Below are 24021 nucleotides of genomic sequence, written 5' to 3'. Positions count from 1 at the left end.
CTCCTCCTCCCCCGTGACCACCATCACCGCCCCCTCCATCACCGCCCGACCCGCCGTGGCCTCCACTTGCGGAGGTCATGCTCGTGCCTCCCGAAGCAGCGTCACCACCTCCACTGCAGTTCTTGCAGTCTCCGTAGTTGATCGGGAAGCATGCAGCTTCGAGAAGACCCAGTGTTGCCACCAATGCCGCGGAAGCTAGAGAGATCAAGCTGAAGCCATTACATCGCATAAGGTTCACTCCCGCTCTATTCATCATTCACCAATGACCCACGACCGAAAGCCCGCCTCCTCCAGGTGTAAGAACGGGGACGAGAACCGCAGCGCTGTCGGCGGGTTGCTTGCGCGGGGCCAAGAGGGCGTACGTCAGGGTCGCTATCCCTACGACTCCGCTTCCTACAAAACTCCATAGTGCGACGTTCTCACGCAGCTCCATTCGCGGTATTATCGAATTTGCTTTATCGCAGAAGACAAAGTCTCCATTGCCAGCGACGCACTTTTTCCACTGTTCAACAGGTTCATCTCCACCACCTGCTACCTCGTCCAGTTCATGCGCAGCCGCATTCGCCAGCACCGTGAAGACGATCCCGGATACCAGCCCCGCTCCGGTGGCTACCCCTCCGGCAATGAGAATGCGTGAATCTGGATCCCCGAAGATGGTCCCTGGCTCCTCCTTGAGGGTCTGCTTTCTGGGAACAGGTACTTGCGTATCCCTGCTCTTCTGCGCGCCGAAGGCCAGCCCGACTTGCCGGGACTCTCCCGCTTTCAGTTCCAGCGTCACGGACTCAGCGCGCTCGGTTCCCAGCCGCGCCTCCATCGTGTGAGGCCCAGGCATCACGTAGATCTCACGCGTCAGTGGCGACTGCCCGACGAGGAGGCCATCGACGAGTACCTCGGCGTCGGGGCGGTTCACCTTGATGATCAGTTTTGCGGCGTGCTTCTCGGCGTCCATCAGCATCTTCTGGACGAGGGCGCGATCGCTGGACGAGATCTCGGCCTTCGTGTTGCGCAGGAAGAAGGCGAATCGATCTGCAGCCTCGACGAAGCGGCTCGTCATGAGCGCAGCGCGACCAAGCTGGAGGGCCACCCGGGGGTGCTGGTCGACGCGCCAGGCTGCGCTGAAGGACTCGTAGGCCTTCTCCCAGTTCTCTTGCTTCGCGGCTTCGAGGCCGGTGTTGAAGAGCATCTCGAGGGCAGGCCGGGTGACGCTCGGCGATGGGGTGGTCTCCTGGGCGCTGGCGGAAGCCATCGTGAAGGTGGTGAGGGTGGCGGTCATCGCGGCCGCCAGCGCACGGGCGGCGAGCGAGGGTGGCGTCCATCTGCGGCGTGGTCGCAGGGGAGGCTTCGCAGACGATGGGGATGCAGAGTGGTCGCGGGTGCTGGCAGGAGGAGTTCCTGGGCGCGCGCATGCCACGTCAGCATCGCAGGGGTGGTTGCTCTCGTCGTTCACGGTAAGGCTCCAGGGCTGGAGGAAGTGCGCCGGTAATTCGCGGGCAGAGGGTGGTTACTGGCCTTTTTCGCAGCGCTGTTTCTCGATGAAGCTGAGCTTGCTGCAGTCCTTCTTCATGGAGGTTCCTGGCGTGTTCGACTTCTTTGGGGGCGAGGAGAGCGGCTGCGAGAACAAGGTCGACGGCGTTGCAGTCGTCGAGGGCTTGGCCGTCGCGCTGCCCGAGGGCTTGGCCGCCTCAGGCTTCGAGGTCTCCGCCGCGCGAGGCGTGGATCCGCTGGAAGCTGCGCTTGGTACTGGCGTCGGTTGTGGCTCGGGGGCCGCTGCCTGGACAGGGGTCGAGGGTGTCGGCGGAGGAGCAGGAAGCTCTGCTGCTCGGAAAGTCGGCGATGGGGCGTGATTCGCCTCTTCAGAGGCAGGGGTGAGATCGGGGCGGCTGTCCGCGTTGTTCATGGAGATCACGAACATCACGCCGGCCGCGACGGCCAGTCCCACGAGGATGCCCACGATGGCCGCGGCCTTGCGGTCACGTCGACGCCTCTCATCGAACATGGGGGCGCTCACGGTGCCCATCGGCGGGGCATGCGCAGGCAGTGAACCGCTGATGAGGGGCGTCGTCGTCGAGGTGGCGTTGCTCCCCGGCATGGCTTGCGACAGGGGCGCTGTCGGGTGCGCCGGCATGCCCACGGGTTCCGGTGCCTGCTGCCGCGGCAGGGGCGCCGTGTCTTGCATCACGGCCTTGTTCCGGAAGACCTGCGCTTCGTTGCCCTGGAGCTTGACGGTTCCGCCCTGCGCCCAGCCGTGCGCCTCGCCAGGGTCGGGCCTGGATGCCCTCGGTGCGTGTCCTGGGCCCTGCATCTCCGCGTAGGAAGGCTGCGGCTGGCGCGGCGGTGCCCCGGCGTGCGCTTGCGAGCCAGGGGCGGCTGACCAGGGGCCGCTCTCGTGGTGGGGGTCGATCGCGGGCAGGGAAGGGTTGGCGCTGGACCTGGGCCAGGACTCGCCGCTGCGGTGCTGCTGCTGGTTCCAGGCGCCAGGTGCGCCCTGGGCCGCCTGTGCCGCCACGCCTGGGTTGCCTCCTCCGGGGTATGCGCCTTGGCCCTGCGGCGCCGCCATACCGTGAGGGGATCCTGCGTGTTGCGCTGCGGCAGCTTGGCCAGCCGCGGCTTGTGCTGCGCGCTGCTGCTGTACCCGCTGCAAGGCTGCCTGGGCGACGCCCGCCTGGATGGGGATGGTCCTGGCGTCGTCCTCGTCGAGCGGCTCCAGATCTGCGCTGATCGACTCCAGGGGGCCTCCGTAGGTGGAAGGCAATGCCTGGGGCGCTGCTGCGGGGTACGGGCCAGAGCCGTAGGCTTGGTGCGGGCCTGAGCCCGCGCGCGGTGCGGCTTCGGGGCCGGTCACCGCGGGGTATGGGCCAGAGCCGTACGCCGGGTAGGCTCCCGAGCCCGCACGCGGCGCCGGTTCGTGGGCCGACATGGCAGGGTAGGGTCCGGAGCTGTACGCCGGGTACGATCCCGATCCGGGTCGGCCCGCCGCGCCGCCAGGGGCACCGGGCCCGCCGCTCACCGGGGCGCTCATCGGGGCGTAAGGGCCACTCTGGGGTGCTGCGCCAGCGCCGCCTTCCGTGTACCCCGAGGGCATCGGTGCCCGGGCGCTCGCGTAGCGCTCCAGCGTGGCGGCCACCTCGGAGGCGGAGGCGGGGCGCTCGGCGCGGTCGCGTCGCAGGCAGCGCTCCACCAGCGCCGCCATGCCGGGGTCGAGGCGGCGGACGAGGCGATCCAGCCTGGGGATCTCGCCAGTCAGGATCTTCACGCAGAGTTCCTGCGCGGTGCCCTCGAAGGGGCGCTGGCCGGCGAGCATCTCGAAGAGCACCACGCCGAGGGCCCACAGGTCGGCGCGGTGGTCGACGTCGCGCTGAGCCCTCATCTGCTCGGGGCTCATGTAGAGGGGGGAGCCGACGGTGCCGCCGACGGCGGTGTGCATGCCGTCGGAGACTGCGAGGTTCTTGGCGACGCCGAAGTCGAGGACCTTCACCACGATCTCGGAGTCCTCGCCAGGCTCGCGGTGGAGGAAGATGTTCGCAGGCTTGAGGTCGCGGTGCACGATGGGGACCTGGTGGGCGACGGCGAGCGCGCGGGCGATGTCGCGGCCGATGCGCGCAGCTTCAGGGACTTCGAGGCGGCGCTTGCGCACCAAGAGGTCCGCGAGGGTCTCGCCCGTGAGGAGCTGCATGACGAGGAAGGGGTCGCCCTTGTCGCTCTGCTCGATGTCGTAGACGTCGATGATGTTCTTGTGCCGCAAGGCGCCGAGGGCCTTCGCTTCGCGCTGGAGGCGGATGCGGAACTCGGGCTCGGGGCGGATGATGAGCTTCACGGCGACGTCGCGGGACGTGGCTTCGTTGACGGCAGCCCACACGGCGCCCATGGCGCCTTCGCCGAGCTGACGCTTGAGGCGGTACTTGCCCGCAAGCAGGGTGCCCGCCGTGGTCATCGCGCGCCCTCCCGGCCGGGAGAGGGTCGCCGGCTGCAAGGAGGAGGAAGAGGGACGCCAGAGATGCTCGTGGGGATGAAGGAGGGCGGCATCGTTGTCCTCACCAGGCGAAGGGGCCTCAGGCGGGTAGACGCACGATCTCCTCGCAAAGGGAAGCCACGCGAGACGCAACCCACGCCAGCTCGGCGGGGTGGTAACGGCGCTTCAGCGTGGTTCTCTGCAAGCGAGGCCATGCGCAACTCTCACACACCAGGTAGCCCGCCTACACGGAGCATGCCTGGAGGTCTCTATTCTACAGCAAGGCCGTAGTGCAGAGCACCGTATCTGAAGGGTACGGGAGATCCCGGGGGCAGAAGTTATGGCTGAGCTGTCGCTCGCCAGTACGTAAGCGTGAGGTCGATCACGTCGTGTAAAGCGGAACGAGGCAGAGGCCACGGGGGAAAAGACCGCGAGTCTGCACCGGAATGACCAGGCTGACGCGACGGAGTTCTGGAGAGGAGATGGTCGTCGATGTGCCAGCAGAGGCGAGGCGGGGGGGCGCGTCCCGCTTCTTGCTTCGAGGGGAGGCGTCCGGGGCAAGAGCCGCGGGAGGAGTGTGCATGGGAGACACGAGCGTCATGAAGGTGTGCGCGGAGACGTCGCCGCGCGGGGCCATGGGACAGAAGTACCTGGCGTCGGGCGTGAGGACGTCCATGCGCCTCTGGGAGAAGGAGCCTCCGGGCGAACAGAAAGCGCCGTCAGCGCGGGACTACGAGACAGTGGGCTACGTGATCGCGGGGAGGGCGGAGCTGCATCTGGAGGGGCAGATGGTCCTGCTGGAGCCCGGCGACTCGTGGATGGTGCCCCGCGGGGCCATGCACTCGTACCGGATCCTGGAGGACTTCACGGCCGTGGAAGCGACGAGTCCCCCAGCCGCAGCCCACGGGCGCGACGAGGGCACAGGCGCCGTCTCCAGCACCGCCCACAAAAATTAGTACTGCGTACGGCAATTCAGGGACCTGCGGTCCCTACGCTCCCGGTACTGCGTACCCTGGAGCAGGGACCTGCGGTCCCTACGCTCCCGGTGGTCGCTACCCCCGTTGCTTCGCGAGCGCGTCGAGCCGAGGCATCAAGGCGGGCTCGATGCAGTGAGCCTCAGCCGCCGCGCTCGCAGCGCTGACGCTCCAGCAGCTTGAGCTTGCTGCAGTTCTTCTTGGTGGTCGTCGTGGTCGGCGTGCGGGTCGTCGTCGCCGTCGCGGTGGGCCGCGGCGTGGCCGCCTGGGTGGTGGGCTGTGGCTTGGCAGTCTGCACAGGAACGGCTGGCGCGGCTTCCTTGGGTGCTGCGCCCGTCGGGGTCGGGGGGGTGTCCTGTGCTGCCGAGGGCGTCGGGGGCGGAGGCTCTGGCGGAGGCTCGGGTGGAGGGCCCGGGGGGACCGCCGCGGTGGTTCCAGGCAACGGGGTCTCCGGGAGGGCGGAGCCTGCCTCGGGGGTGCCCGATGCCGGGTCGTCGCTCGGATCGTTGAGGACGATGATCAGGCTGATGCCGATGATGCCGAGCGCGAGGATGAGGCCGACAAGCAGCGCGATCATCGACTTCGACAGCTTGAGGGGCGTGAACGTGCTCCCCTCGTCGCGCACCAGCGGGGAGATGCCGCTCGCCATCAGGGGGGAGACCGAGGAACTCGGGGTGCCTCCGGGCTGGCCTTGAGGGTGGTGTGGCTGGGCGTTCGGTTCGTCGCCGAACTGGCCCAGAGGTGAGCCCATGGGGCCACCCTGCGGGCCGCCATAGGGGGCACCATAGGTGGGCGGGATGTAGCCTCCCGGGCCGATCGATCCCTGCGAGGACATCATGCCCGGGGGAGGCGGAGGCGCAGGGGGCGCCGAGGTGATCACCGACGCGGAGGCCTGAGGGAGGCGGTATCGGCCCATGTCCTCGGTGGACATCTTCACGGTGCCGCCGCGGGCCCAGGCAGGTGCTTCGGGGAAGGGTGTCTCCAGCGCTGCGGTGGCGTCGAGCGAGGGGCCAGCAGGTTGCTGGGGAGTCTCTCCCCAGCGCACGGTGCTGGGGCCACCCTGAGGGAGGGCAGGCGACGAGCCGTGCGCGTTGTCGGGCTGGTACTCGTCGGCCTTGTAGAAGGTCGTGGGCGCTTCGTCCTCGTCCTCGGGCTCGCTGTAGAGCAAGCCAGGCGATGAGGCGCGGGCCTGCGGGATCCCGAGCCCGGGCGGCGGGGTAGCGACGGGCGAGGGACGCGGGGAGAGGCCAGGCGGGGAGAGGCCAGGCGGGGAGAGGCCAGGCAGGGGCGTGGCGACGGCCGGCATCTGGGGCCCCGAGGTGAGGGGCTGGTGCGGGGTCATGAGGGCGGGAGAGGAGGGCTGCGGCGCAGGGATGCCTTGCAGCGCAGGGACCGTGGGCGCGAAGGGCGGGCCTGCGGGGGCTGCCTGGAGGAGCGGCTCGAGCGCCGCGCTGACCTCGGCGGCGGAGGCGTAGCGGTGATCGCGCTCCCGCGAGAGGCAGCGGGAGATGAGCTGCGCGAGCCTGTCGTCGATGCGGCGGACGTAGCGGGTGACGCTGGGGATCTCGCCGGTGAGGATCTTGGCGAAGACCTCGGGGGTCTCGCCCTGGAAGGGGCGGACGCCGGTGATCATCTCGAAGAGGACGACGCCGAGGGCCCAGATGTCGGCCCGGAAGTCGATGGTGGGATCACCGCGGACCTGCTCGGGGCTCATGTAGAAGGGCGAGCCCACGGCGCCGCCCGCGACGGTGTGCAGGCCATCGGAGACGCCGAGGTTCTTGGCGATGCCGAAGTCGAGCACCTTGACGACGTAGCCCTCGATGTCGGGCTCGTGGTGCAGGAAGATGTTCGCCGGCTTCAGGTCGCGGTGGATGATCTGCAGCGCGTGCGCGGCCGAGAGGGCCCGGCTCACGTCACGGCCGATCGCGGCGGCCTCCGTGGGGTCGAGGCGTCGCTTGCGGGCGAGCACCTCGGCCACAGTCTCGCCCGAGAGGAGCTGCATCACCAGGAACGGTTCGCCGGTCTCCGTCTCCATGATGTCGAAGACGTCGATGATGTTCTTGTGCTTGAGGGAGCCGCACGCGCGCGCCTCTCGCAGCAGGCGGTGGCGGTGCTCCGGGTCGGGGCGGAGAAGAAGCTTGAGCGCGACCTCGCGGGTCGTGACCTCGTCGACCGCCGCCCACACGGCACCCATGGCACCCTCGCCAATCTGCCGGGTCAGCCGGTACCGCTTGGCGACGAGAGAACCCGACGCGAGCCGGGAAGCGAACGAGGGGTTGAGCATGGTCGAACTCCGGGTGCCCCTCTGACGGGCTGGCCCGGGTCCGTGGATGCTATCGCAGGGAAGCGCAGCAGCGCACCCCCTTCATGGCCGGGCCCCACCCCTCTCGGGTGTCCTCGAACCCTGCAGGGACGACGGTGATGCGAGCGGGACTACGCGCCCTGGCCCGTGGAGGTCGGAGATGAACCTTCACCCGGAGCGGGGGTCGAAGCCGGTTGGCCAGGGCCTTCGTCCACGGGTGTTCGCACGGGTGTTCGCACGCCCGCAGGCATATCCGAGGGCTCGGTCGCTCCTTCGGGGTCTTCGGTGATCCCCGCCTCGGTGCGCAACATCGCCGGTTTGACGGGTCCGTCGCTGGCAGCGTCCGTCGTCGCAGCGATCACCACGTCGTTCTCGCGCTCGCGCGGCGCCTGCAGGGCCGGGGCCTCGTCGGGGCGGCCCAGGGGGACATAGACCACAACCTTCTCGCCTGGCTGGAGCGCGCTCCGCCGCGAGCGGTGGTTGATGCGCTCCAGCATGCCCAGGGAGAGGCTGTAGCGGCTCGACAGCTTGCGCCAGTCGTCCCCTTCGCGCGCCACGACCTCAAGACGCTTGCGCCCTTTCAGGGCCTCGAAGTGGGTGAAGAACTCGTCGGAGCCCACCTCGAGGACGCGCGCGTTGGCCTCTTCCAGCAGGAGCACGCTGTCGTGGCGCCTGGTCTTCGGCAGGAAGGCCTGGAGGCTCATGCCTTCGTGCAGCGAGGCGCCCGGATCGAGCGCGTTCCAGCGGCAGATTTCGTCGAGACCGACGCCGAGGACGGCGGCGATATCGCGGAGCGCGTCGCCCGGGACCACGCGGTAGAACACGCGGCGGCGATCCTCGTAGGAGAAGCGCGAGGGCGGGACGGTGATCACGGGGCGCGACGCTGCGACGTCGAGCTGGCCATTTTTACCCAAGGGCCCTGCGTCGTTCGCGGAGTCCTCCGGCGATCCATCCGCGCGCGTGGTCCGGGCGGGCGCGAAGAGGAGCGTCCCCGGGCGCACGGCTTCTCCGGAGCGGAGGCCGTTCAGGGCCTGCAAGCTGCTGCGCGATGTCCGGTGGGTGCTGGCGATGTCTTCAAGCGACTCTCCCCAGCGGACCAGATGGCGGGTCAGCTTCGGTTCGCGCTCGAGCACGCGGGGCATGGCCTTGGCAGCCTGCGCGCCGACTCCGGGCGGGACACGCACTTCCCAGCGGGTGAGGTGCGTGAGGTTCGGGAGATCCAGCGGTTGCGGCGGGGTGCGCCTCGCGACGAGCTGGGGGTTGAGCGCTTCGATCTCGGACTGAGGAGAGCCCGCGGCAGCCGCCACGGCCTGCAGCGAGACGCCGGAGCCGACCGCCACCTTGTCGAACCCCACGGCGGGATCGATCTCCACGTCCTCAAGCCCGAAGATCTCGCGGTTCCGCGCCACGATGGAGATCGCGATGATCTTCGGGACGTAGAGGGCCGACTCCAGGGGCAGGCCTGCCTCCAGGCGGGCGAGCTCCCAGAAGTCGTTGGTGTTGTACTTGCGGATCGCGGCGAGCAGCCCGCCGTAGCCCATGTTGTACGCGGCGAAGGCGAGCTCCCAGGTGCCGAAGCGCTGGCGCAGGTCCGCCAGGTAACGGGCAGCGGCCACCGTGGCGCGCTCTGGATCGAGGCGCTCGTCGATCCATCGGTCGACGGTGAGTCCGTAGATGCGCGCTCCCTCCGGCATGAACTGCCAGAGGCCCGCAGCCCCCACGGCCGACTGGGCAGTGGGCTCGAAGCCGCTCTCGACCAGGGCGAGCCAGACGATGTCCTCGGGCAGCTTCTGTTCGCGCAGCACGCGCCGGATGGCAGCACCGTACTTGCCGCTCTTGCGCAGGAAGATCACGGCTGCCGACTTGCCCTGAGGATCGTTCTTGTAGTGCTCGAGGTAGCGAACGACGCGCGCGTCCCAGCGCACGGGGATGTCCGGCATCTTGAGCTGACGGAGCCAGGAGAGGTCCCGCGGTGCCACGGGCGGCGGTGTGGACGTGGAGGTCGCTCCGGGGCCGGGGAGCAGCGCCGACGGCGGGACCCCCGAGGCGTCGACGCGAGGACCGCCTGGATCGAGCAGCACGGTCCCGTCGGCCATCCAGGTCGGCCCTGGTGAGGGCGTCGCCGCGGGGAACAGGAGACGGTCGATGTCGCGCAGGGCGCGCAGCTCGGTCGATTCGCCAGCGCTGGTCCCCTGCTGGGCCGTGGTGCCCGAGATGATGCGCCGCGCAGCTTCGTCGGGCTGACCGGGTTCGCCAGCCTTGCGGGTGCGCTTGGGGGCCGCTTTCTTGGACGCCTTCGCGACGGTTTTCGCTGCCGATCGCGCTGGTTTCTTCGCGGGAGCCTTGGACGCAGGCTTCGCGGGTGCGCTCTTCGGCGCGGCCTCCGCGGATGCTTTCTCGGTCTGCGGAGCCTCGGCGGGGGTGGCTGTCTTCTCCGCCTTCAGGGCCTCGGGAGCAGCGGCGGGTCTGGTAGTCTGCGGAGCCTCGGCCGCAGCAGAGGGCTTGCTGGATTTCGGAGCGTCGACCGCAGCGGGTGGTTTGTCGGGCGGCGCGGCGAAGGCAGGGACGCCCGTCAGTGACAAGCCGACGAGGGCGGCGAGCCAGGCGCAGGGAAGGAAGCGGCGCGCGTTTCGGGTCCGCATCTCGGGCTTCCGACCTGTCTCATGGGTGCTCCCGAGGGTCAACTTCGCGGCGCCCCACGGTCGCGGCCTCTTCTCGGCCAGATCGGTCCAATCCGTCTGCTTTGCGGTGCAAGGTTCCGCCGAGGCTGGGCCGAGCCGTCAGGCGAGCAATGCGATGAAGTCACCGATGGCGCTGAGGGGCAGGCTCTCGTTGACCACTCCCGCGCGAACCGCAGCGCCAGGCATTCCGTAGACGACTGCGGTCTCCTCGCTCTCGGCCACCACCGTGCCGCCTGCGGCCCGGATCGCGCGTGCACCGATCACCCCGTCGTCGCCCATGCCCGTGAGGATGACGCCCACCGCGCGGGTCCCCGCCACCTGCGCCACACTCCGGAACAGCCGGTCAGCGCTCGGCACGTAACGGTCTCCCGACACCGGTGGCCCCACCTTGACGCGCACGTCGCCCTGCAGGGCGTTGCCCGAGCCGGGGGTCACCACCACGTCCATGCACATCCTGCCCGGGCACACGTAGGCTTTACGGCTGATCACCTGGTCGTTGTCCTGCGCCTCCACCACGCGGACACCGCCGCGTCGATCGAGGCGCTCGGCGAAGGTGCGGGTGAACTTGTCGGGCATGTGCTGGGCGATGACGATCGCCCCAGGGAAGCGCTCGGGGATGCGGTTGAAGATCTCGAGGAGCGCGGTCGGACCGCCGGTGGACGAGCCGATGGCCACCAGGTGACGCAGGGGCAAGCCGACGCGCGTCTCGGTGATGGGTCGTTGCGGCTGCTGACCGGGTGGCGCCGAGACCGCCCGCGGCAGCGCAGGGGCGCGGGGCTTGAGGTAGCGCACGAGGAGGACCTTCTGGATGATCTCCTTGCGGATCGTGGCGTCGGGGGAGAATTGCCTGTCAGGCTTGGCGACGAAGTCGACGGCCCCGAGCTCGAGCGCTTTGAAGACGTTCTCCTTCTGCGCGTAGCTGGAGACCACGATCACCGGCGTCGGCTGCCGCGCCATCAGGATGCGGAGGAAGGTGAACCCGTCCATCCGGGGCATCTCGAGGTCGAGCGTGATCACGTCAGGCTTGAGCTGAGCGACCTGGCGGAGGGCCTCGTCTCCGTCGCCGGCCTTGCCGACGACCTCGATCTCATCGCTGCCGCCCAGGATCTCGGCGATGTTGCGCCGGTTGTAGGCGGAGTCATCCACCACGAGAGCGCGCAGAGGAACCTGGGTCGACATCAATGGGAGACCTTCTCGATCCGTGAGTCTAGCCGGAGAGGCTTGGTTTCTGGAACGGCGGCTTCACCGGGCTCTCTTCGGCGGGGGGCTCGGCGGGGCCCAGGCGAATCGGGGCGGCGGGCTTGCGGTACACCAGATCTTCCCGGAGATGGACAAGCTCGAACTTCGTGGGGACGTTCAGCAGCGACTCGGAGTGGCCGAGCAGCAAGAACCCCCCAGGGAGCAGCCGTTCGTGGAACGAGTTGATCACCTTGATGCGGGAGGGCTCGTCAAAATAGATGAGCACATTCCGGCAAAAGATGATGTCCACGCCGCTTACCACCCGCGCCGAGGATCCGTCGAGCAGGTTCAGGCGTCCGAACTGACACATGGCCCGGATCTCGTCGACCACGTGCGCTCCGTCCGCACGCTCGTGGAAGTAGTGGCGCCGCATCTCCGGGGGGATGGCCCGGAAAGATGAGCTACCGTACACGCCCCGCCGCGCCGCAGCGATGCAGCGGCGTGAGATGTCGCTCCCGAAGACGCGCACCTCACGGGAGGCGGTGAGCCCCGCCTCGTGGGCGACCATGGCGATGGAGTAGACCTCCTCACCCGTCGAGCAGCCGGCGCTCCAGATCGAGAGCCGGTTGCGCGCCCCACCGGCCTTGACCAGCATCGGGACGATCTCCGACCGGAGCGCGCGGAGCTGGTAGTCCTCACGGAAGAAGTAGGTCTCGTTGACGGTCACCGCGTCGAGCGCCTCGTCGAGCTCGGCGCGACCGCGGGGGTGGTGGCGGAGGTACTGATGGTACTCGCCGAAGGAGCGGTGGCCCAGCACTGCCAGCCGCTCGCGCAGCCGCCGCTCCACGGACAGGCGCGACTCGGGCCCGAATTGCAGCCCGCAGTGCTGGTTGAACAGCTCGCGCAGGAGGCGGAACTCCTCGGGGGAAAGCCGGATGTCGTCGTGCTTCTGGTTCACGGCAAGCTGGATCCGTCACCGGGCGTGCCCCAGGAGGAGAGGGCGCGACCGGGGTCCCGCTCCTCCGCGCCTGCAGGTCCCGAGCTGGCGGCGGCCACGAGCTCGGCGTCACCCGATTGCCCGAGCAGATCCAGGAGCTCCTCGGTGCGGCTGGCGATGGCAGGGGCCGCGGCTGGATCGAGCGCCGCGCGGAGCCGACCGAGGGCCCGCGCCGCGGCGAGCTGGACCTCACGCTCCTCATCGGCGAGGGCCGCAGCAAGCAGTTCGAGGGCGTCCGCGCCGGAGACCGACACCGACGCCGACACCGCGGCGCAACGCGCGCGCGCATCCCCGGTCGCCGCCGCGTGCACCAGGAAGGAGAGTTCGTCCACCTCGAGCGAGATCGACGCACGCCGCCATGCCCCGCCGGGCGCCATCCCGGAGACCAGCTCGGGGACCGCGGCCACTCCCGCGACGTGCGCTGCCCCGAGTGCCTCAAGCACCACCGCGGCCGGGAGGTAGCGCGAGGGGTCGTGCATCATCTCCCGCGCAAGTGAGCGCGCGGCATCGGGGTGGCGATCCGCGAGTGCCGCCAGCGCCCGCTCTGCCGCGCAAGCCACGGGCAGGGGCGCCTCGACGGACTGCTCCGCGGTGAGGCGCAGGTCTTCCTCGCGGCCAAGCTTCGCCAGCGCGTAGACGGCCGCCGTCGCGAGCAGGGTCGACGGGCTGCTCAGCGCGCCACGCACCACGGCGTGGACCTCCTCCATGCGCGCCGGGTCTTCTCCGACCAGCGCCACCGCCACGTCGAGGAGCGCCGCTGCCTGCTCGGGTTCCAGCGGGGACTCGCTCGCGGCATGCTCCGCGCCGACGCCCGCGCCAGCGCGCCCACCGACATGCGCGCGCAGCCGCTCCAGCACCTCTCCGAGCGCGCGCCGCCCGAGCGACATCAAGGCGCGCTGCGCCGGCTCGGCCAGGGCAGGCTCGGCCAGCGCGTCGATGGCCGCCTCGACGGCAGAGGGCGCGTCGGCGAGGGCTGCGAGGACCAGCGCCTGGCCCCGCAGGCCGATCGCACCGCTGCTCGGGCCACTTCCCCACGACGGAGGCTCCGCCATCGCGCTGGCGTCCTGGCGCGCGGGATCCGCAGCCGCGCGGGCGAGGCGCGCGCCGACCTCGGGGCCGGCCGTGCGGAGGGCCTCCACCACGTGCACCGCGAGCGGTCCACCCGTGAGCCGCGACAGCGCCCCCACGATCTGCGCGAACGCACGGCCCCGTCCCGATGGCAGGGCTCCCACGAGTGCGGCCGGGGCCTCGGGACTCTCGGCGAGCGCCGCCGCCTCGAGCGCCGCAGGTCGCAGCATCGGATCCGACAGGAGGGGCATGATCCGCGCCCAGGGCGCCGCTGCCTCGAGCGCGTTCAGCCCGTGCAACGCCGTGAGCTGCACCAGCCGATCGTTGTCTCCCAGGGCCTCCGTGAGCACCTCGATGACCGGCTCGGGCGCCCCTGGACCGAGCGCTGCGATGGCCTCCACCGCCGCGTGGCGGACGTTGTCGTCCTGGTCGGCGAGCGCCCGCGTGAGCGCTTCGAGTGCGGCCGCGTCGCCGGTCCGCCCGAGCGCCTCCACGGCGAGCTTCCGCCCGTCGGCGTCGAGCTTCTCGTACGCGGAGGCGATGACCCCGATCGCCGCGCGTCCGTGGCCGGCGAGGACCTCGATGGCTGCGTTGCGCAGGCCCACGTTCTCTCCGGGGCCGAGCGCCTCCACCAGCGCCTCCAGGAGCAGCGCCTCGCCGCCCGCGTCCCCCCGATCCCCCGCGGCCGCCAGCAGCTCCTGCCCGGCGAGCGTCGCGTCCTTGCGCACCCGCCAGTCACCGTCGCTCAACGCCAGCAGGAGCAATGCCGCCGCGCTGGTCGCGTCGAGCGCCGGCAACCTCACCGCCGCCAGACGCCGGACCTCTGCGTCGGGTGCCAGGAGCTCCTCTCCCAGGGACGACACGCTGTTCCCTTCCGTGCTGCTCATGTCCCCTCCGGAAGCACGCCAGACGCCGCGAGCGCGTGTGCCATCTCCACGAACCGGTTCTCGTCGAGCACGAACACGAGCCTATCGTTGTGGTTGGTGACGCCGGCGATGCCCCGCAGATCCCTGTCGCCGCCGACGGCAGGCGTCGGCCGCAGCGGACCGTTCACGCGGAACACCTCGGTCACCGCGTCCACCACGAGCCCCACCGTGTGCGCCCCGGCATCCACCAGGATCCACTTCGTGCTCCGCGTCTGCTCTGCTTCGGAGAGGCCGAAGCGCAGGCGCAGCAGGATCACGGGGACCACCGCGTCGCGGTGATCGGCCACGCCCAGCACCTCGGGCGGCGTGTGGGGCAACGGCGTGACCGGGAGCGGGTTCACGATCTCGCGCACCCGGGCGATCTCGATGGCGTAGTGGACGTCCCCCACCACGAAGCCGACGAGGCTGCGCTGGGGGTCCGGGCGGGTTCGCTCTCCAAGGATGGGCATGGTGAACTGCTGCGGGTACTGTCCGGAGTGCCAGGAATTCTGCGCGTTCAGGATGCGAGGATGGCCTGCAGGTCGAGGAGGACGATCACCGGGGGATGCGCCGAACCGCCCCCCTCGACGGAAGGCTGCAGGGGGCGCGCGATGCCGGCGATGTAGCTCGCCACGTCGCCGCCGAGGGCCGATGCCGCTGGCTCCACCTCGGCATCCGAGAGGCGGTACACCTGCTGCACCTCGTCCACGTAGAGGCCGAGCAGCTCTCCCCAGGGGGCTTCCACCAGCAGGATGCGCGTGCGCCTGCTGGCCTGCGACTCGGTCAGGCGGAGCCGCCGCCGTAGATCGATGACCGTCACGAGCTGCCCGCGGACGCTGACGATGCCCATGGTCGCCTCGGGCGCGCGGGGCACCGGGGTGAGCGGCGGCGGCTTGACGATCTCCCGCACCTCCTTCACAGGCGCCGCGTAGGTCTCGCCTGCCAGGAGGAAGGCCAGGAACTCCCGGCGGGGGCCGCTCTGCGCATGCGCGTTGCGCTTGAGCATGCCGCCCCGCGGCCTCTTCTTCGCCAGATCGGCCGCCATCAGCCGTGCACTCCTCGGGGCTCCGGGCGCGCCCTGTCGCCGCCGCTCAGCACCTCGAAGATGAGCGCCGGGGCGTCGATCACCAGCGCGATCCGCTGATCGCCGAGTTCCGTCGCGCCCGCGAACCCGCGCACCGAGGCCAGCGACGGACCGAAGGTCTTGATCACCACGTCCTGCTGCCCGATGAGCGCGCTCACCACGAGGCCGAGGCGCTTCGTGCCCACCGCCGTCACCACGATGTACTTGCGCTTGCTCCCCGGCGACAACCCGAGCGAGCTGCGGTCGAGCTTCCGACTCCCGGTGATCCCTCCGCGCACCCCGCCGAGCGAGCGCGTACCGCCGAGCAGCCCGGCGATGCGGGAGCTCAGCTCCTCCTCCTCGTCGAGGCCGAACAGCCGGGTCAGGTAGCAGAGCTGCAGCGTCTGGTTGCGCAGGGTGATCATCTCCCTGCCGTCGATCCGCTTCACCGCGTGATCGTCGAGGCCCACCGCTTCCTGCACGTTCGCCAGCGGGATCGCGAAGAGCCGGTCGGCGACGCGCACGATCAGCGCGCTGATGATCGCCAGGGTGATCGGCAGGGTCACCGTCATCTTGGTGCCGATCCCCACCTCGCTCGTCACGTCGATCACCCCGCCCAGGCGGCCGATGTTGGTCTTCACCACATCCATGCCGACGCCGCGCCCGGAGATCTCGCTCACGTCCGACTTGGTGCTCACCCCGGGCAGGAAGATGAGGGTGAGCGCCTCGCGGTAGCTCGTGGTCCGCGCCTCCTCCTGGGTGATGAGCCCTCGCCGGAGCGCGACGTCGAGCAGCCTCGTCGCGTCGATCCCCCGGCCGTCGTCCTCGATCTCGATGACGACGTGGTTTCCCTTCTGGAAGGCGTTCAGCGCGATGGTGCCGACGGCCGGCTTGCCCACCGCCTCGCGCTCCGCCCGGGTCTCGATCCCGTGATCGATGGCGTTGCGCATCATGTGCATGAGCGGGTCGGAGAGTTCCTCGACGATGAGCTTGTCGACCTCGGTCTCCGCGCCGGTGATGACCAGGTTCACGATCTTGTCGGCGTCGCGGCTGATCTGCCGGACGACGCGCGCCAGCTTGTCGAACACCTGCCCGAGCGGCACCATCCGGACCTCGAGGATCCCTTGCTGGATGGCGGCCAGGTGCCGCTCGAAGGTGCGCTGGAGCCGGTGCAGCTCCAGGCTCATCTCCCGCTCGGCGGGCGTGGCGCGGAGCCGCTCCACGATGGCCCCCAGGCTCGACCGCACCAGCGCCAGCTCGCCGACGGTGTTCATCAGCCGGTCGAGCTTGTTGATGTCCACCCGGACCGTCTGCGCCACCGACCGGATCGAGCCCAGCTCACCGCGCTTCTTCCGGCCACCCGCGCCCGAGTCCGGGGGCGCCGCGAGCGCGCCAGGGTCCGAGGAGCGCGGGTGCGGAGAGACCGGCCCCGAGGCGCTCATCGCGGGCCTGGATGAGAGACCCCCGCTGTCGAACCCGCCGCCAGCGGCGCCGGCAGCGAGGCCGCCGCTGACGTCCCCTCCGGGGCGGCGGGGGATCTCCTCCACCTCGGCCCCGGTCTCGGCGAGCGCCCGCCGCAGCTCGTCCACCGAGGAGCGCGACGCCATCAGGATGTCGAGTTCGATCGAGTCGGCGTCGGCGCCCGTCCCCGTCGGGAGGTAGGTGATGATCTCCCCGAACGGCTTCGCCGTGGCCTTCAGCTCGTCGAGGGCCTGATCGATGGTGGCGAGCTGGAAGTGCACCCGGATGCGGTAGAGAATGAGCCCGCTCTGGATGTTGGTCCGGAGCCGGTGCTCTTCGTACTCCGTGAGCACCGCGAGGAGCCCAGGATCGAGGTCGTACTCCGCGGCGAGCGGCTGCTGCTCGCGCTGACCGAAGCCGCGGTGCAGCTCCCGGAGCAGCTCGTCCACCTCGGGGATCGGCAGCTCGCTGCCGTCCTTCTCCACCTGGAGGATGCGCCCGTACAGCTCGATGCTCCGGAAGAGCATGTCGAGCACCACCGGGCTCACGTCGATGCGCCCGAGCCGCAGGTTGTCGAGCACCTCCTCCAGCTCGTGCGACAGCGTCGCCATCCGCGTCGCGCCGAACAGGCCCGCCAGGCCCTTCAGGGTGTGGACGGCGCGGAAGATGTCGTTGATGAGATCCGGGTCGACCCGGTTGGCGCGCACCGCCTCGTCGAGCGCGAGGAGGTCCCTGCCCAGGCCCTCGACGATCTCCTGCGCCTCCGAGAAGAACTCGTCCCGCGCGCGATCTCCCGCGTCCACCATCAGCCCTGCACCTCGTCACCGCGATCGAGGGGCTCCACCATCTCGTCCGTGACCGGCCCTGAGCGCAGCACCGAGAGGATCTCCGAGACCGTCTCCCGCAGCGCCTCCGGCGTGAACGGCTTCGGCAAGAAGCGGTCCGCCCCGAGCGCCAGCCCGCGCTCGATGTCCCGCTCCGAGGCCTGGGTCGAGATGATGAGCAGCCCGATGTGCTCGTAGCGCGGGTTCTGCCGCATGAACCGGATAAGCTCGAGGCCGTTCACGTCGGGCATGTTGATGTCGGTGATGACCAGGTCGAAGCGGCCCCGAGGGAGGAGGCGCAGGGCCGAGAGCCCGTTCGCGGCCTCCGTTATCTCGATCTCCTCCGGCAGGCTCATTGCGGGGTCTTCGAGCGCGGAGCGCACGTAAGCCCGCATTGCCGCCGAGTCTTCGACGATCAGGATGCGCGTCACCGGCGGTAGCGTACCGGATTTGAGGCCCGAGGGGAGAGACCGCTGGTCCCTCGGGTCTCCGGGCGGTACGCTTTGGTCCGATGCCATCTCCCCACCAGCAGAGCGGACCCGCGGCTCCTCAGCAGAGCGGGCCGGGTTCGCAAGCAGGATCACCTCGGTCGGGCCCCGGGAGCCTCACGCCGTTCCCCTCGCTCATCACCGAAGATCACATCCGCGAGGAGCTGACACGCCTCTTCGATGCGGGCCCCGAGGCCGGGCTCGTCATCCGCGTGTACGGAGAAAACTCGCTCGCCGGCTCCGCCGAGGCGGTCGCCACCTTCCGGGAGCTGTTCGCCTCTCTCCGGATGTACGACACGAGCCCCAAGGAGCGGGGGGAGATCCTCGTCGATGCCCCCAACAAATCCACCCTCGCGAGCGCCCTCTCCGTGCTCGGCCGCGAGGAGCAGCAGAAGCGCATCCTCGACTATATCCTCACCACCTTCGGCCGCCGGCTCATCGACCCCCTGGCCGAGATCCTGGACACCACCCCCACCGGAACGGTCGTCTCCCGCCTGCGCGTCACCCGCGACCTCATGCTCGCCCACATCAGCGACCTGCGCATGACCGCCGAGAGCCAGGCCATCATCAGCGACGACCTGCGCCGGCTCCTCACCGACGAGTACCTCTCCATGCTGGCGGAGCACGAGGAGCGGGTCCAGCGCCCCCGGGTCGCCCAGCTCGCCCAGCAGATCCTCCGCCTCATCGGCTCCACCTTCCACCGCGCCCTCCGCCGCTGGCCGGATCACGCGGAGTCGATCGCCGCCTCCATCGCCCGCCGCAACCAGGGCCAGGTGCCCCTGCGGGAGATCCCGGTCCTCCTTCGCAGCCACATCACGAGCGGCATCGAGGAGTTCCTCTGGATCGAGACCAGCGCCGAGATCGAGGGGGCGCTCCGCCACCTGCTCGCCGAGCACAAAGGGGTGATGCCCATCAACACCTCGCTCACCCTCGAACGCTCCACCTACCGAGAGTTCGCCGACGCCTGCTGGGCGATCATCAAAGAGAACTGCTGAACGCCTCTCCCCCGCCGTCGGAGGCGCCGTCGGACGCGTCGACGGTCGGACCCGACCGCATTGACAGCGCCCCGCCCGATACGCGCTAATGCGGCCGTGAAAAGAATCTCCTTCTCTGGCGCCTGTCACGTGCTGATCGCCGCCATCCTCGCCCTCTCCGGGTTGGGCTGTGGCGGCGGCCTCAGGGTCACCCGCATCAACTCCGCCCAGAAGAAGCCCAACAACGTCTGGGTCTTCTTCACGGTGGAAGAGGGAGACGAACCCGTCGGCGGTCTCACGGCCGAAAAGTTCAAGATCTACGAGGATGGCGAGCTGGTCTCCCAGTTCGAGAGCAAGCAGAAGATCCAGAACCCCGAGGTCGCGGCGGTCATGTACACCATGCTGCTCGTCGACATGAGCGGCAGCATCACCGAGTCCGGCCAGGCCGATGCGCTCGTCGACGCTGCCCAGGCCTTCAGTGAGCGCGTGGGCAAGCAGCAGAAGGTCGGCGTCTACGCCTTCGATGGCGACGCCAAGATCCACAGCGTCGTCCCCTTCACCGAGGCCCAGGGCTCCGTGAAGGGCGGCCTCGACGGCCTCCGCAAGTACAAGCCCAAGGACCCGTCCACGAACCTCCACGGCGCCGTGATCGAGGGCCTGAAGGAGCTCAAGGAGGAGCTCGACAAGGACAAGCGCCCCCTCAAGTTCGGCACCCTCGTCGTGTTCTCCGACGGCACCGACCGCGCGCGCCGCGTCAGCCGGGACACCATGCGCGACGAGATCGCCAAGGACGAGTACGAGAACTACGAGATCTTCGCCGTGGGCGTCGGGGCCGAGATCGAGAAGGCCAGCCTCGACGAGATCGGCGTCGACGGCACGGAGCTCGTCTCCGACCAGGCCAAGGTCCAGGAGGCCTTCGACAAGATCGCCGCCAGGATCGAGGCGCACATGAAGCGCTTCTACCTGCTCTCCTACTGCACGCCCTCGCGCGCCGGGGAGCACGAGGTGGAGATCGTCGCCGAGCGGCCCGATCCCAAGGCCTCCGGCTCGCTGGAGTACACCTTCAGCGCCGAGGGCTTCGGCCCGCCCCCCGAGTGCAACCCCGACACCGCGCCCACCTTCGACCTCAAGGACACCTCCTCGGCCGAGGATCGGGATCGCAAACGCGGCGGCGCCGGCGTCAAGGCCAGCGGCAGCGTCGAGGTCAAGTAACGCTCAGGCGACGCTCAGGCGACGCTCAGGCGACGCTCAGGCGACGCTCAAGCAACGCTCAAGCAACGCTCAAGCAACGCTCAAGCAACGCTCAAGCAACCGCGGCCTGCTCGGCCTGCTGACGGAGCAGGCCCGCGAGCTGCCCGCAGGCTCCGCCCACGTCCCGCCCCCGCGGCCTCCGCACCAGCGTCGTCACGCCGAGCCCGCTCAGACGGGCCACGAAGGCGTCGAGCCGCTCCTGCGAGGGTGGCCTGAGGCGGGGGTCGGGCCCTGGGTTGCAGGGGATCACGTTCACCCGGCACCGGATGCCCGATACCAGCGCCGCGAGCAGGTCCGCGTCTTCGGGCGCGTCGTTGAAGCCGTCGAACAGCACGTACTCGAAGAGCACCCGCCTCCCCGGCGGCAGCGCGCGCAGGAGCGCCTCCCGCAGCACCGCGAGGGGGAAGCGGGTGTTGATCGGCATGATGGCCTGGCGCCGCGCGTCGTCCGGCGCGTTCAGGCTCACCGCCAGCTCCGCCGGCACGCCCTGGAAGAACGCCTCGATCTTGTCGGCCACCCCGACCGTGCTCACCGTCACCCGAGACTGCGCGAACCCCAGCGCCCGCCCATCGGTCAGCAGCCGGATCGCCCGACCCACCTCGCCGAGGTTGTCGAAGGGTTCCCCCATGCCCATGAACACCAGGTTCGACAGCGCCGGCTTTCCGCCTCCTCCACCTCCGGGCGCCGCGCGCCACAGCGCTTGCGCGATCCGTACCTGATCCACCATCTCGCCCGCGCTGAGCTGCCGCGTCAGCCCCAGGCGCCCCGTCTCGCAGAACGCGCACGCCCGCGCGCACCCCACCTGGCTTGACACGCACAGGGTGGTCCGCCCCGGTCCCGGGATCAGCACCGACTCCAGCAGTGCGCCGTCACGTGCCCGGAGCGCCAGCCGCAGCGTGGCGTCACCCGCCGGGACCACCTCGGCCACCGACAGCGAGACCCCCACCTGCAGCGAGAGCAGTGCCTCGTGCGCCCAGGCGCCGATGCCCAGCGCCGCGAGCGCCGCCCGGTCCCAGGGGGCCTCGGCGCTCACCCCTTCAGCGCCGACGCCCTCCGGGCTCCCCTCCTCTGTGCTTCCTGCCTCCGTGCTCTGCAGTTTTGACGCGCCGTTCCGGAACACATGACGCACCACCCTCCCGGCAGCGGAGCGCGCCGCCGAGGGGGTGCCTCCTGCCCGAACGAGCAGCGCCTCCAGCGAGGCGGCGTCGTGGTCTGCGAGCAGGGGGCCGGCATTCGCCTTGCGGGACATCAAGGATCGGCCTGCCCGCGTGACAGGCGTCAGGACTTCTCGGGCAGGCTCCGGAGACACGTGCGACACCTACCATCGCTCGCCCGCGGCCCGCGAGAGCGTTGTCTGTACCCGTTCTTGGATGAGGTGCGTCACGACTGCGATTTTTGGATTGCTTGTCCAAGACGAATACGCGACTTTGCGGTGGTAAAAACAGGCGTGTCCCAGGAATCCACAAGCTGGTGAGAACCTGTGGATATCCCGGACCTCAGCGCGCTGCCGGCAGGACCAGGATGAAGCGCGCGCCTCCGTGGAATGCGTCGTCGAGGAGCACGTCTCCCCCGGACGCCCGCGCGATGTCGCGCGCGATCGTGAGGCCGAGGCCTGCGCCTTCCTGCTCCCCGGACTGCTCCTTCGCGCTCCGGTAGAACGGCTCGAAGATGTGCGTTCGGTCCTCGGGCGCGACCCCGGTGCCCTCGTCGGTGACCACGAGCCGCACGCTTTCTTCACCGCGCTCGCCGCGCTCGCCGCGCTCGACGCGCACCTCGACCACACCGCCCTCGGGCGTGTGCGCCACCGCGTTGTCCACCAGGTTCCGGAGCGCGCGCGCGGTCTTCCACCGCGAGCCGCGCACCAGGGTCGCGAGAGGCACCCCACCCTCCTCGATCTCCTTCAGCGCCACGCCCCGCGTGTCGGCCTTGCCGCGTGCCATCCGCAGCGCGTCGTCCAGCACCTCTCCCACCGCCACCACCTCGCCACCTGGCCCCGCCTGCGCCGCCGTCGCGGGTTCCCCCGCGTTCACTGGCCTCACGGCGCTGCCGGCGGCTGCGGTGGCCGCAGTCCCCTCACCGTCTTTCGGCCCCGCCTGCACCCGGGCCAGCACCAGCAGATCCTCGGCCAGTGCCCCCAGCGCCACCACGTCGGTGAGCGCTTCCTGGATGGCCTCCTGATACTCCGCCGCCTCGCGGGGCCGGCGCAGCGCGAGCTGGAGCTCTCCCTGGATGGTGGCGAGCGGTGACCTCAGCTCGTGGGCGGCGTGCGAGATGAACATCTGCTGGGTCGCGACGAGCGCACCCAGCCTGCCGATCATGTGGTCCATGTCCTCGCCGAGCCGCTTCGTCTCCGCGGAGCCGCGCACGCCGACGCCCACGCGCGCCCCGAGATCTCCCTGGGCCACGGCGCGCGCCACCTGCGCGATCGCCTGCACGTCGCTCGCGAGCCGCGCGCTCAGCCACCGGGCGACGAAGGCCGTGATCAGCACCGCCGCCACGAAGATCACGCTCGCGGCGCGCCCGATGAAGCGCGTGTCCTCGTCGACTGTGCCGCGGGAGGCGGCGTAGAGCAGCGACTGGCCCCGCTCTCCGAGGGGCAGGACGACGCCGCGGAGCATCACGCCCCCTGCCGCGAGGTCCACCGAGGACTCCTCTTCCGGGGGCACGCTCACGCCCAGGGTCGGGAGCGAGGGGGCCTGGCCGCCGAAGCTGCGCGTGGCCGAGATCAGCGATCCATCTGCTTCGTAGGTCGCCATGTAGCGCGCCGTGAGGCCGAGCGACTCCGGCACGGCCACCTGGCCCTCCATCACGCTCGGGCGCTCGGTCGAGCGCACCATCGCCAGCTCCGCCGCGGTGTGTGCCTGCAGGAGGAGGGCGCGGTCCAGGTCGCCCATCTCGTCGCGCCGCACCAGGAAGGCCACGGTCACGAACGACGCGAGCAGCGCGGACGCGGTCACCGCGGTGACGGCGAGCGTCACCCGCGTCTTCAGCTTCAAGGCGCCTCCAGGCGGTATCCCACGCCCCGCACGGTCTCGATCATCGAGGCGTGCGCCCCGAGCTTCTCCCGCAGGTTCTTGACGTGCGCTTCGATCACGTTGGAGCCCGGGTCGAACGCCGTCTCCCATACCTTGGCGAGCAGCTCCGTCCGCGGGACCACCCGCCCGGCTTCCCGTGCCAGGTAGGCGACGAGCGCGAACTCGCGCGGGGTAAGCTCCAGGCGCTTGCCGTCGAGGAGCACCCGGCGCTCGGCGCGGTCCACCACCATCGGGCCCACCCGGAGCGAGAGCTCCGCGGCGGCGGCGCGCCGGCCCAGCGCCCGCACCCGCGCGAGCAGCTCTCCGAGGTCGAACGGCTTGGTCAGGTAATCGTCGGCCCCCGCGTCGAGGCCGGAGATCTTCTCCCCCACCTCGCCCCGCGCCGTCAGCATCAGGATGGGCACGCGGTTGCCGCGCGCGCGCACCGCCCTGCACACGGAGAGGCCGTCCATCTCGGGCAGCATCCAGTCGAGCACCACGAGGTCGTACGCGATGGCCTGGAGCTGCTCGACGGCCGTGGTTCCGTCGGCGACTTCGTCGACGACGTAGCCCTCTTCGACGAGCGCCCGCTTGAGGAAGCGCGCGAGCTTCTTGTTGTCCTCGACGACCAGCACCTTCACGGGCGTCACTATACGATCAGCGCGATCCAGTGCACGAACCGCGGCGTGCGCGGGGCTCCCCCTGAAGGAATCTTCATGTCCGCTTCACGCGCCACGCGACGGGGCTCGCTACGGTGCCGTCGATGGTTACGAGACCGCCGGCGTCACGGCCGCTCTTCGCACGTGCAGCACTCGCGATCGCGTTGACGGCTGCGCTCCCTCACGCGCGCGCGGCCGCCGCCGCGCCACCCGCGCCACCCGCGCCACCCGC

Annotated in this window: 17 protein-coding genes; 3 read left to right on the top strand and 14 right to left on the bottom strand. The window is 70.1% G+C overall.

Annotation, left to right across the window (positions count from 1 at the left end; all coding sequences use genetic code 11):
• Positions 1-256: 256 nt before the first annotated feature.
• Together CAP_RS41410 and CAP_RS53065 are read right to left on the bottom strand one after the other, a co-directional pair.
• Entirely contained in the window at positions 257-1273 is a 1017-nt protein-coding gene (locus tag CAP_RS41410) for a hypothetical protein (RefSeq protein ID WP_044251573.1), read from the bottom strand.
• A gap of 228 nt (positions 1274-1501) precedes the next feature.
• Positions 1502-3931: a serine/threonine-protein kinase gene (locus CAP_RS53065; RefSeq protein WP_052376860.1), complete on the bottom strand. Its 2430-nt coding sequence runs from the start codon at positions 3929-3931 to the stop codon at positions 1502-1504.
• Positions 3932-4530: 599 nt separating this feature from the next.
• Here CAP_RS53065 and CAP_RS41400 point away from each other — a divergent pair.
• Complete coding sequence (locus CAP_RS41400; RefSeq protein ID WP_044251570.1) at positions 4531-4905, top strand: cupin domain-containing protein; 375 nt, start codon at positions 4531-4533, stop codon at positions 4903-4905.
• 160 nt (positions 4906-5065) lie between these two features.
• Here the strand turns inward: CAP_RS41400 and CAP_RS46750 are convergent, their stop codons facing one another.
• From CAP_RS46750 to CAP_RS41355, 9 genes are all read right to left on the bottom strand, one after another.
• Positions 5066-7207, bottom strand: a complete 2142-nt coding sequence (locus CAP_RS46750) for a serine/threonine-protein kinase (protein WP_052376859.1) — start codon at positions 7205-7207, stop codon at positions 5066-5068.
• Between the two features lie 149 nt (positions 7208-7356).
• Positions 7357-9867: a transglycosylase SLT domain-containing protein gene (locus tag CAP_RS41390; RefSeq protein WP_052376858.1), complete on the bottom strand. Its 2511-nt coding sequence runs from the start codon at positions 9865-9867 to the stop codon at positions 7357-7359.
• Positions 9868-10005: 138 nt separating this feature from the next.
• The gene (locus CAP_RS41385; protein ID WP_044251568.1) at positions 10006-11085 is read right to left on the bottom strand and encodes a protein-glutamate methylesterase/protein-glutamine glutaminase; all 1080 of its coding nucleotides are present in this window, start codon (positions 11083-11085) and stop codon (positions 10006-10008) included.
• Positions 11086-11113: 28 nt separating this feature from the next.
• A complete protein-coding gene (locus CAP_RS41380) occupies positions 11114-12043 on the bottom strand; it encodes a CheR family methyltransferase (protein WP_081865808.1) in 930 nt (309 codons plus the stop codon).
• Positions 12040-14037 (bottom strand): HEAT repeat domain-containing protein, encoded by a 1998-nt coding sequence (locus CAP_RS41375; protein ID WP_052376857.1) that lies wholly within the window; start codon positions 14035-14037, stop codon positions 12040-12042. The genes CAP_RS41380 and CAP_RS41375 overlap by 4 nt, the downstream gene beginning before the upstream one ends.
• Complete coding sequence (locus CAP_RS41370) at positions 14034-14525, bottom strand: chemotaxis protein CheW (RefSeq protein ID WP_044251565.1); 492 nt, start codon at positions 14523-14525, stop codon at positions 14034-14036. The genes CAP_RS41375 and CAP_RS41370 overlap by 4 nt, the downstream gene beginning before the upstream one ends.
• Positions 14526-14572: 47 nt before the next feature.
• On the bottom strand, positions 14573-15100 hold the full coding sequence (locus tag CAP_RS41365) for a chemotaxis protein CheW (protein ID WP_044251562.1): 528 nt from the start codon (positions 15098-15100) through the stop codon (positions 14573-14575).
• Positions 15100-17385, bottom strand: a complete 2286-nt coding sequence (locus CAP_RS41360) for a chemotaxis protein CheA (RefSeq protein WP_044251560.1) — start codon at positions 17383-17385, stop codon at positions 15100-15102. The genes CAP_RS41365 and CAP_RS41360 overlap by 1 nt, the downstream gene beginning before the upstream one ends.
• Positions 17385-17834 carry a response regulator gene (locus CAP_RS41355; protein WP_081865807.1) on the bottom strand — a complete coding sequence of 150 codons (450 nt, stop codon included), beginning with the start codon at positions 17832-17834 and terminating at the stop codon, positions 17385-17387. The genes CAP_RS41360 and CAP_RS41355 overlap by 1 nt, the downstream gene beginning before the upstream one ends.
• An 80-nt stretch (positions 17835-17914) precedes the next feature.
• Between CAP_RS41355 and CAP_RS41350 the strand changes: the two genes are divergently transcribed.
• Together CAP_RS41350 and CAP_RS41345 are read left to right on the top strand one after the other, a co-directional pair.
• Positions 17915-18886 carry a hypothetical protein gene (locus CAP_RS41350; RefSeq protein WP_231512007.1) on the top strand — a complete coding sequence of 324 codons (972 nt, stop codon included), beginning with the start codon at positions 17915-17917 and terminating at the stop codon, positions 18884-18886.
• Positions 18887-18982: 96 nt separating this feature from the next.
• Positions 18983-20077 (top strand): VWA domain-containing protein, encoded by a 1095-nt coding sequence (locus tag CAP_RS41345; RefSeq protein ID WP_044251558.1) that lies wholly within the window; start codon positions 18983-18985, stop codon positions 20075-20077.
• Between the two features lie 91 nt (positions 20078-20168).
• On the opposite strand, the gene rlmN is transcribed toward CAP_RS41345, so the two are convergent.
• The 3 genes from rlmN to CAP_RS41330 all read right to left on the bottom strand — a co-directional run bounded on the left by rlmN (position 20169) and on the right by CAP_RS41330 (position 23771).
• Entirely contained in the window at positions 20169-21365 is a 1197-nt protein-coding gene (gene rlmN, locus CAP_RS41340) for a 23S rRNA (adenine(2503)-C(2))-methyltransferase RlmN (RefSeq protein ID WP_081865809.1), read from the bottom strand.
• 247 nt (positions 21366-21612) lie between these two features.
• Positions 21613-23112, bottom strand: coding sequence for a sensor histidine kinase (locus tag CAP_RS41335; RefSeq protein WP_044251557.1), 1500 nt, complete (start codon positions 23110-23112; stop codon positions 21613-21615).
• Positions 23109-23771 (bottom strand): response regulator transcription factor, encoded by a 663-nt coding sequence (locus tag CAP_RS41330; RefSeq protein WP_044251576.1) that lies wholly within the window; start codon positions 23769-23771, stop codon positions 23109-23111. Before CAP_RS41330 ends, CAP_RS41335 begins: the two co-directional genes overlap by 4 nt.
• Between the last annotated feature and the right edge of the window lie 250 nt (positions 23772-24021).

Source organism: Chondromyces apiculatus DSM 436 (assembly GCF_000601485.1).
Lineage (GTDB): Bacteria > Myxococcota_A > Polyangia > Polyangiales > Polyangiaceae > Chondromyces > Chondromyces apiculatus.
This window is presented reverse-complemented; position numbering and strand designations above follow the sequence as displayed.

What these genes read in the sequence shown, in the direction of transcription:
- CAP_RS41410 (WP_044251573.1), bottom strand. Translation starts at nt 1,273, where the DNA reads ATGACCGCCACCCTCACCACCTTCACGATGGCTTCCGCCAGCGCCCAG.
- CAP_RS53065 (WP_052376860.1), bottom strand. Translation starts at nt 3,931, where the DNA reads ATGACCACGGCGGGCACCCTGCTTGCGGGCAAGTACCGCCTCAAGCGT.
- CAP_RS41400 (WP_044251570.1), top strand. Translation starts at nt 4,531, where the DNA reads ATGGGAGACACGAGCGTCATGAAGGTGTGCGCGGAGACGTCGCCGCGC.
- CAP_RS46750 (WP_052376859.1), bottom strand. Translation starts at nt 7,207, where the DNA reads ATGCTCAACCCCTCGTTCGCTTCCCGGCTCGCGTCGGGTTCTCTCGTC.
- CAP_RS41390 (WP_052376858.1), bottom strand. Translation starts at nt 9,867, where the DNA reads ATGCGGACCCGAAACGCGCGCCGCTTCCTTCCCTGCGCCTGGCTCGCC.
- CAP_RS41385 (WP_044251568.1), bottom strand. Translation starts at nt 11,085, where the DNA reads ATGTCGACCCAGGTTCCTCTGCGCGCTCTCGTGGTGGATGACTCCGCC.
- CAP_RS41375 (WP_052376857.1), bottom strand. Translation starts at nt 14,037, where the DNA reads ATGAGCAGCACGGAAGGGAACAGCGTGTCGTCCCTGGGAGAGGAGCTC.
- CAP_RS41370 (WP_044251565.1), bottom strand. Translation starts at nt 14,525, where the DNA reads ATGCCCATCCTTGGAGAGCGAACCCGCCCGGACCCCCAGCGCAGCCTC.
- CAP_RS41365 (WP_044251562.1), bottom strand. Translation starts at nt 15,100, where the DNA reads ATGGCGGCCGATCTGGCGAAGAAGAGGCCGCGGGGCGGCATGCTCAAG.
- CAP_RS41360 (WP_044251560.1), bottom strand. Translation starts at nt 17,385, where the DNA reads ATGGTGGACGCGGGAGATCGCGCGCGGGACGAGTTCTTCTCGGAGGCG.
- CAP_RS41350 (WP_231512007.1), top strand. Translation starts at nt 17,915, where the DNA reads ATGCCATCTCCCCACCAGCAGAGCGGACCCGCGGCTCCTCAGCAGAGC.
- rlmN (WP_081865809.1), bottom strand. Translation starts at nt 21,365, where the DNA reads ATGTCCCGCAAGGCGAATGCCGGCCCCCTGCTCGCAGACCACGACGCC.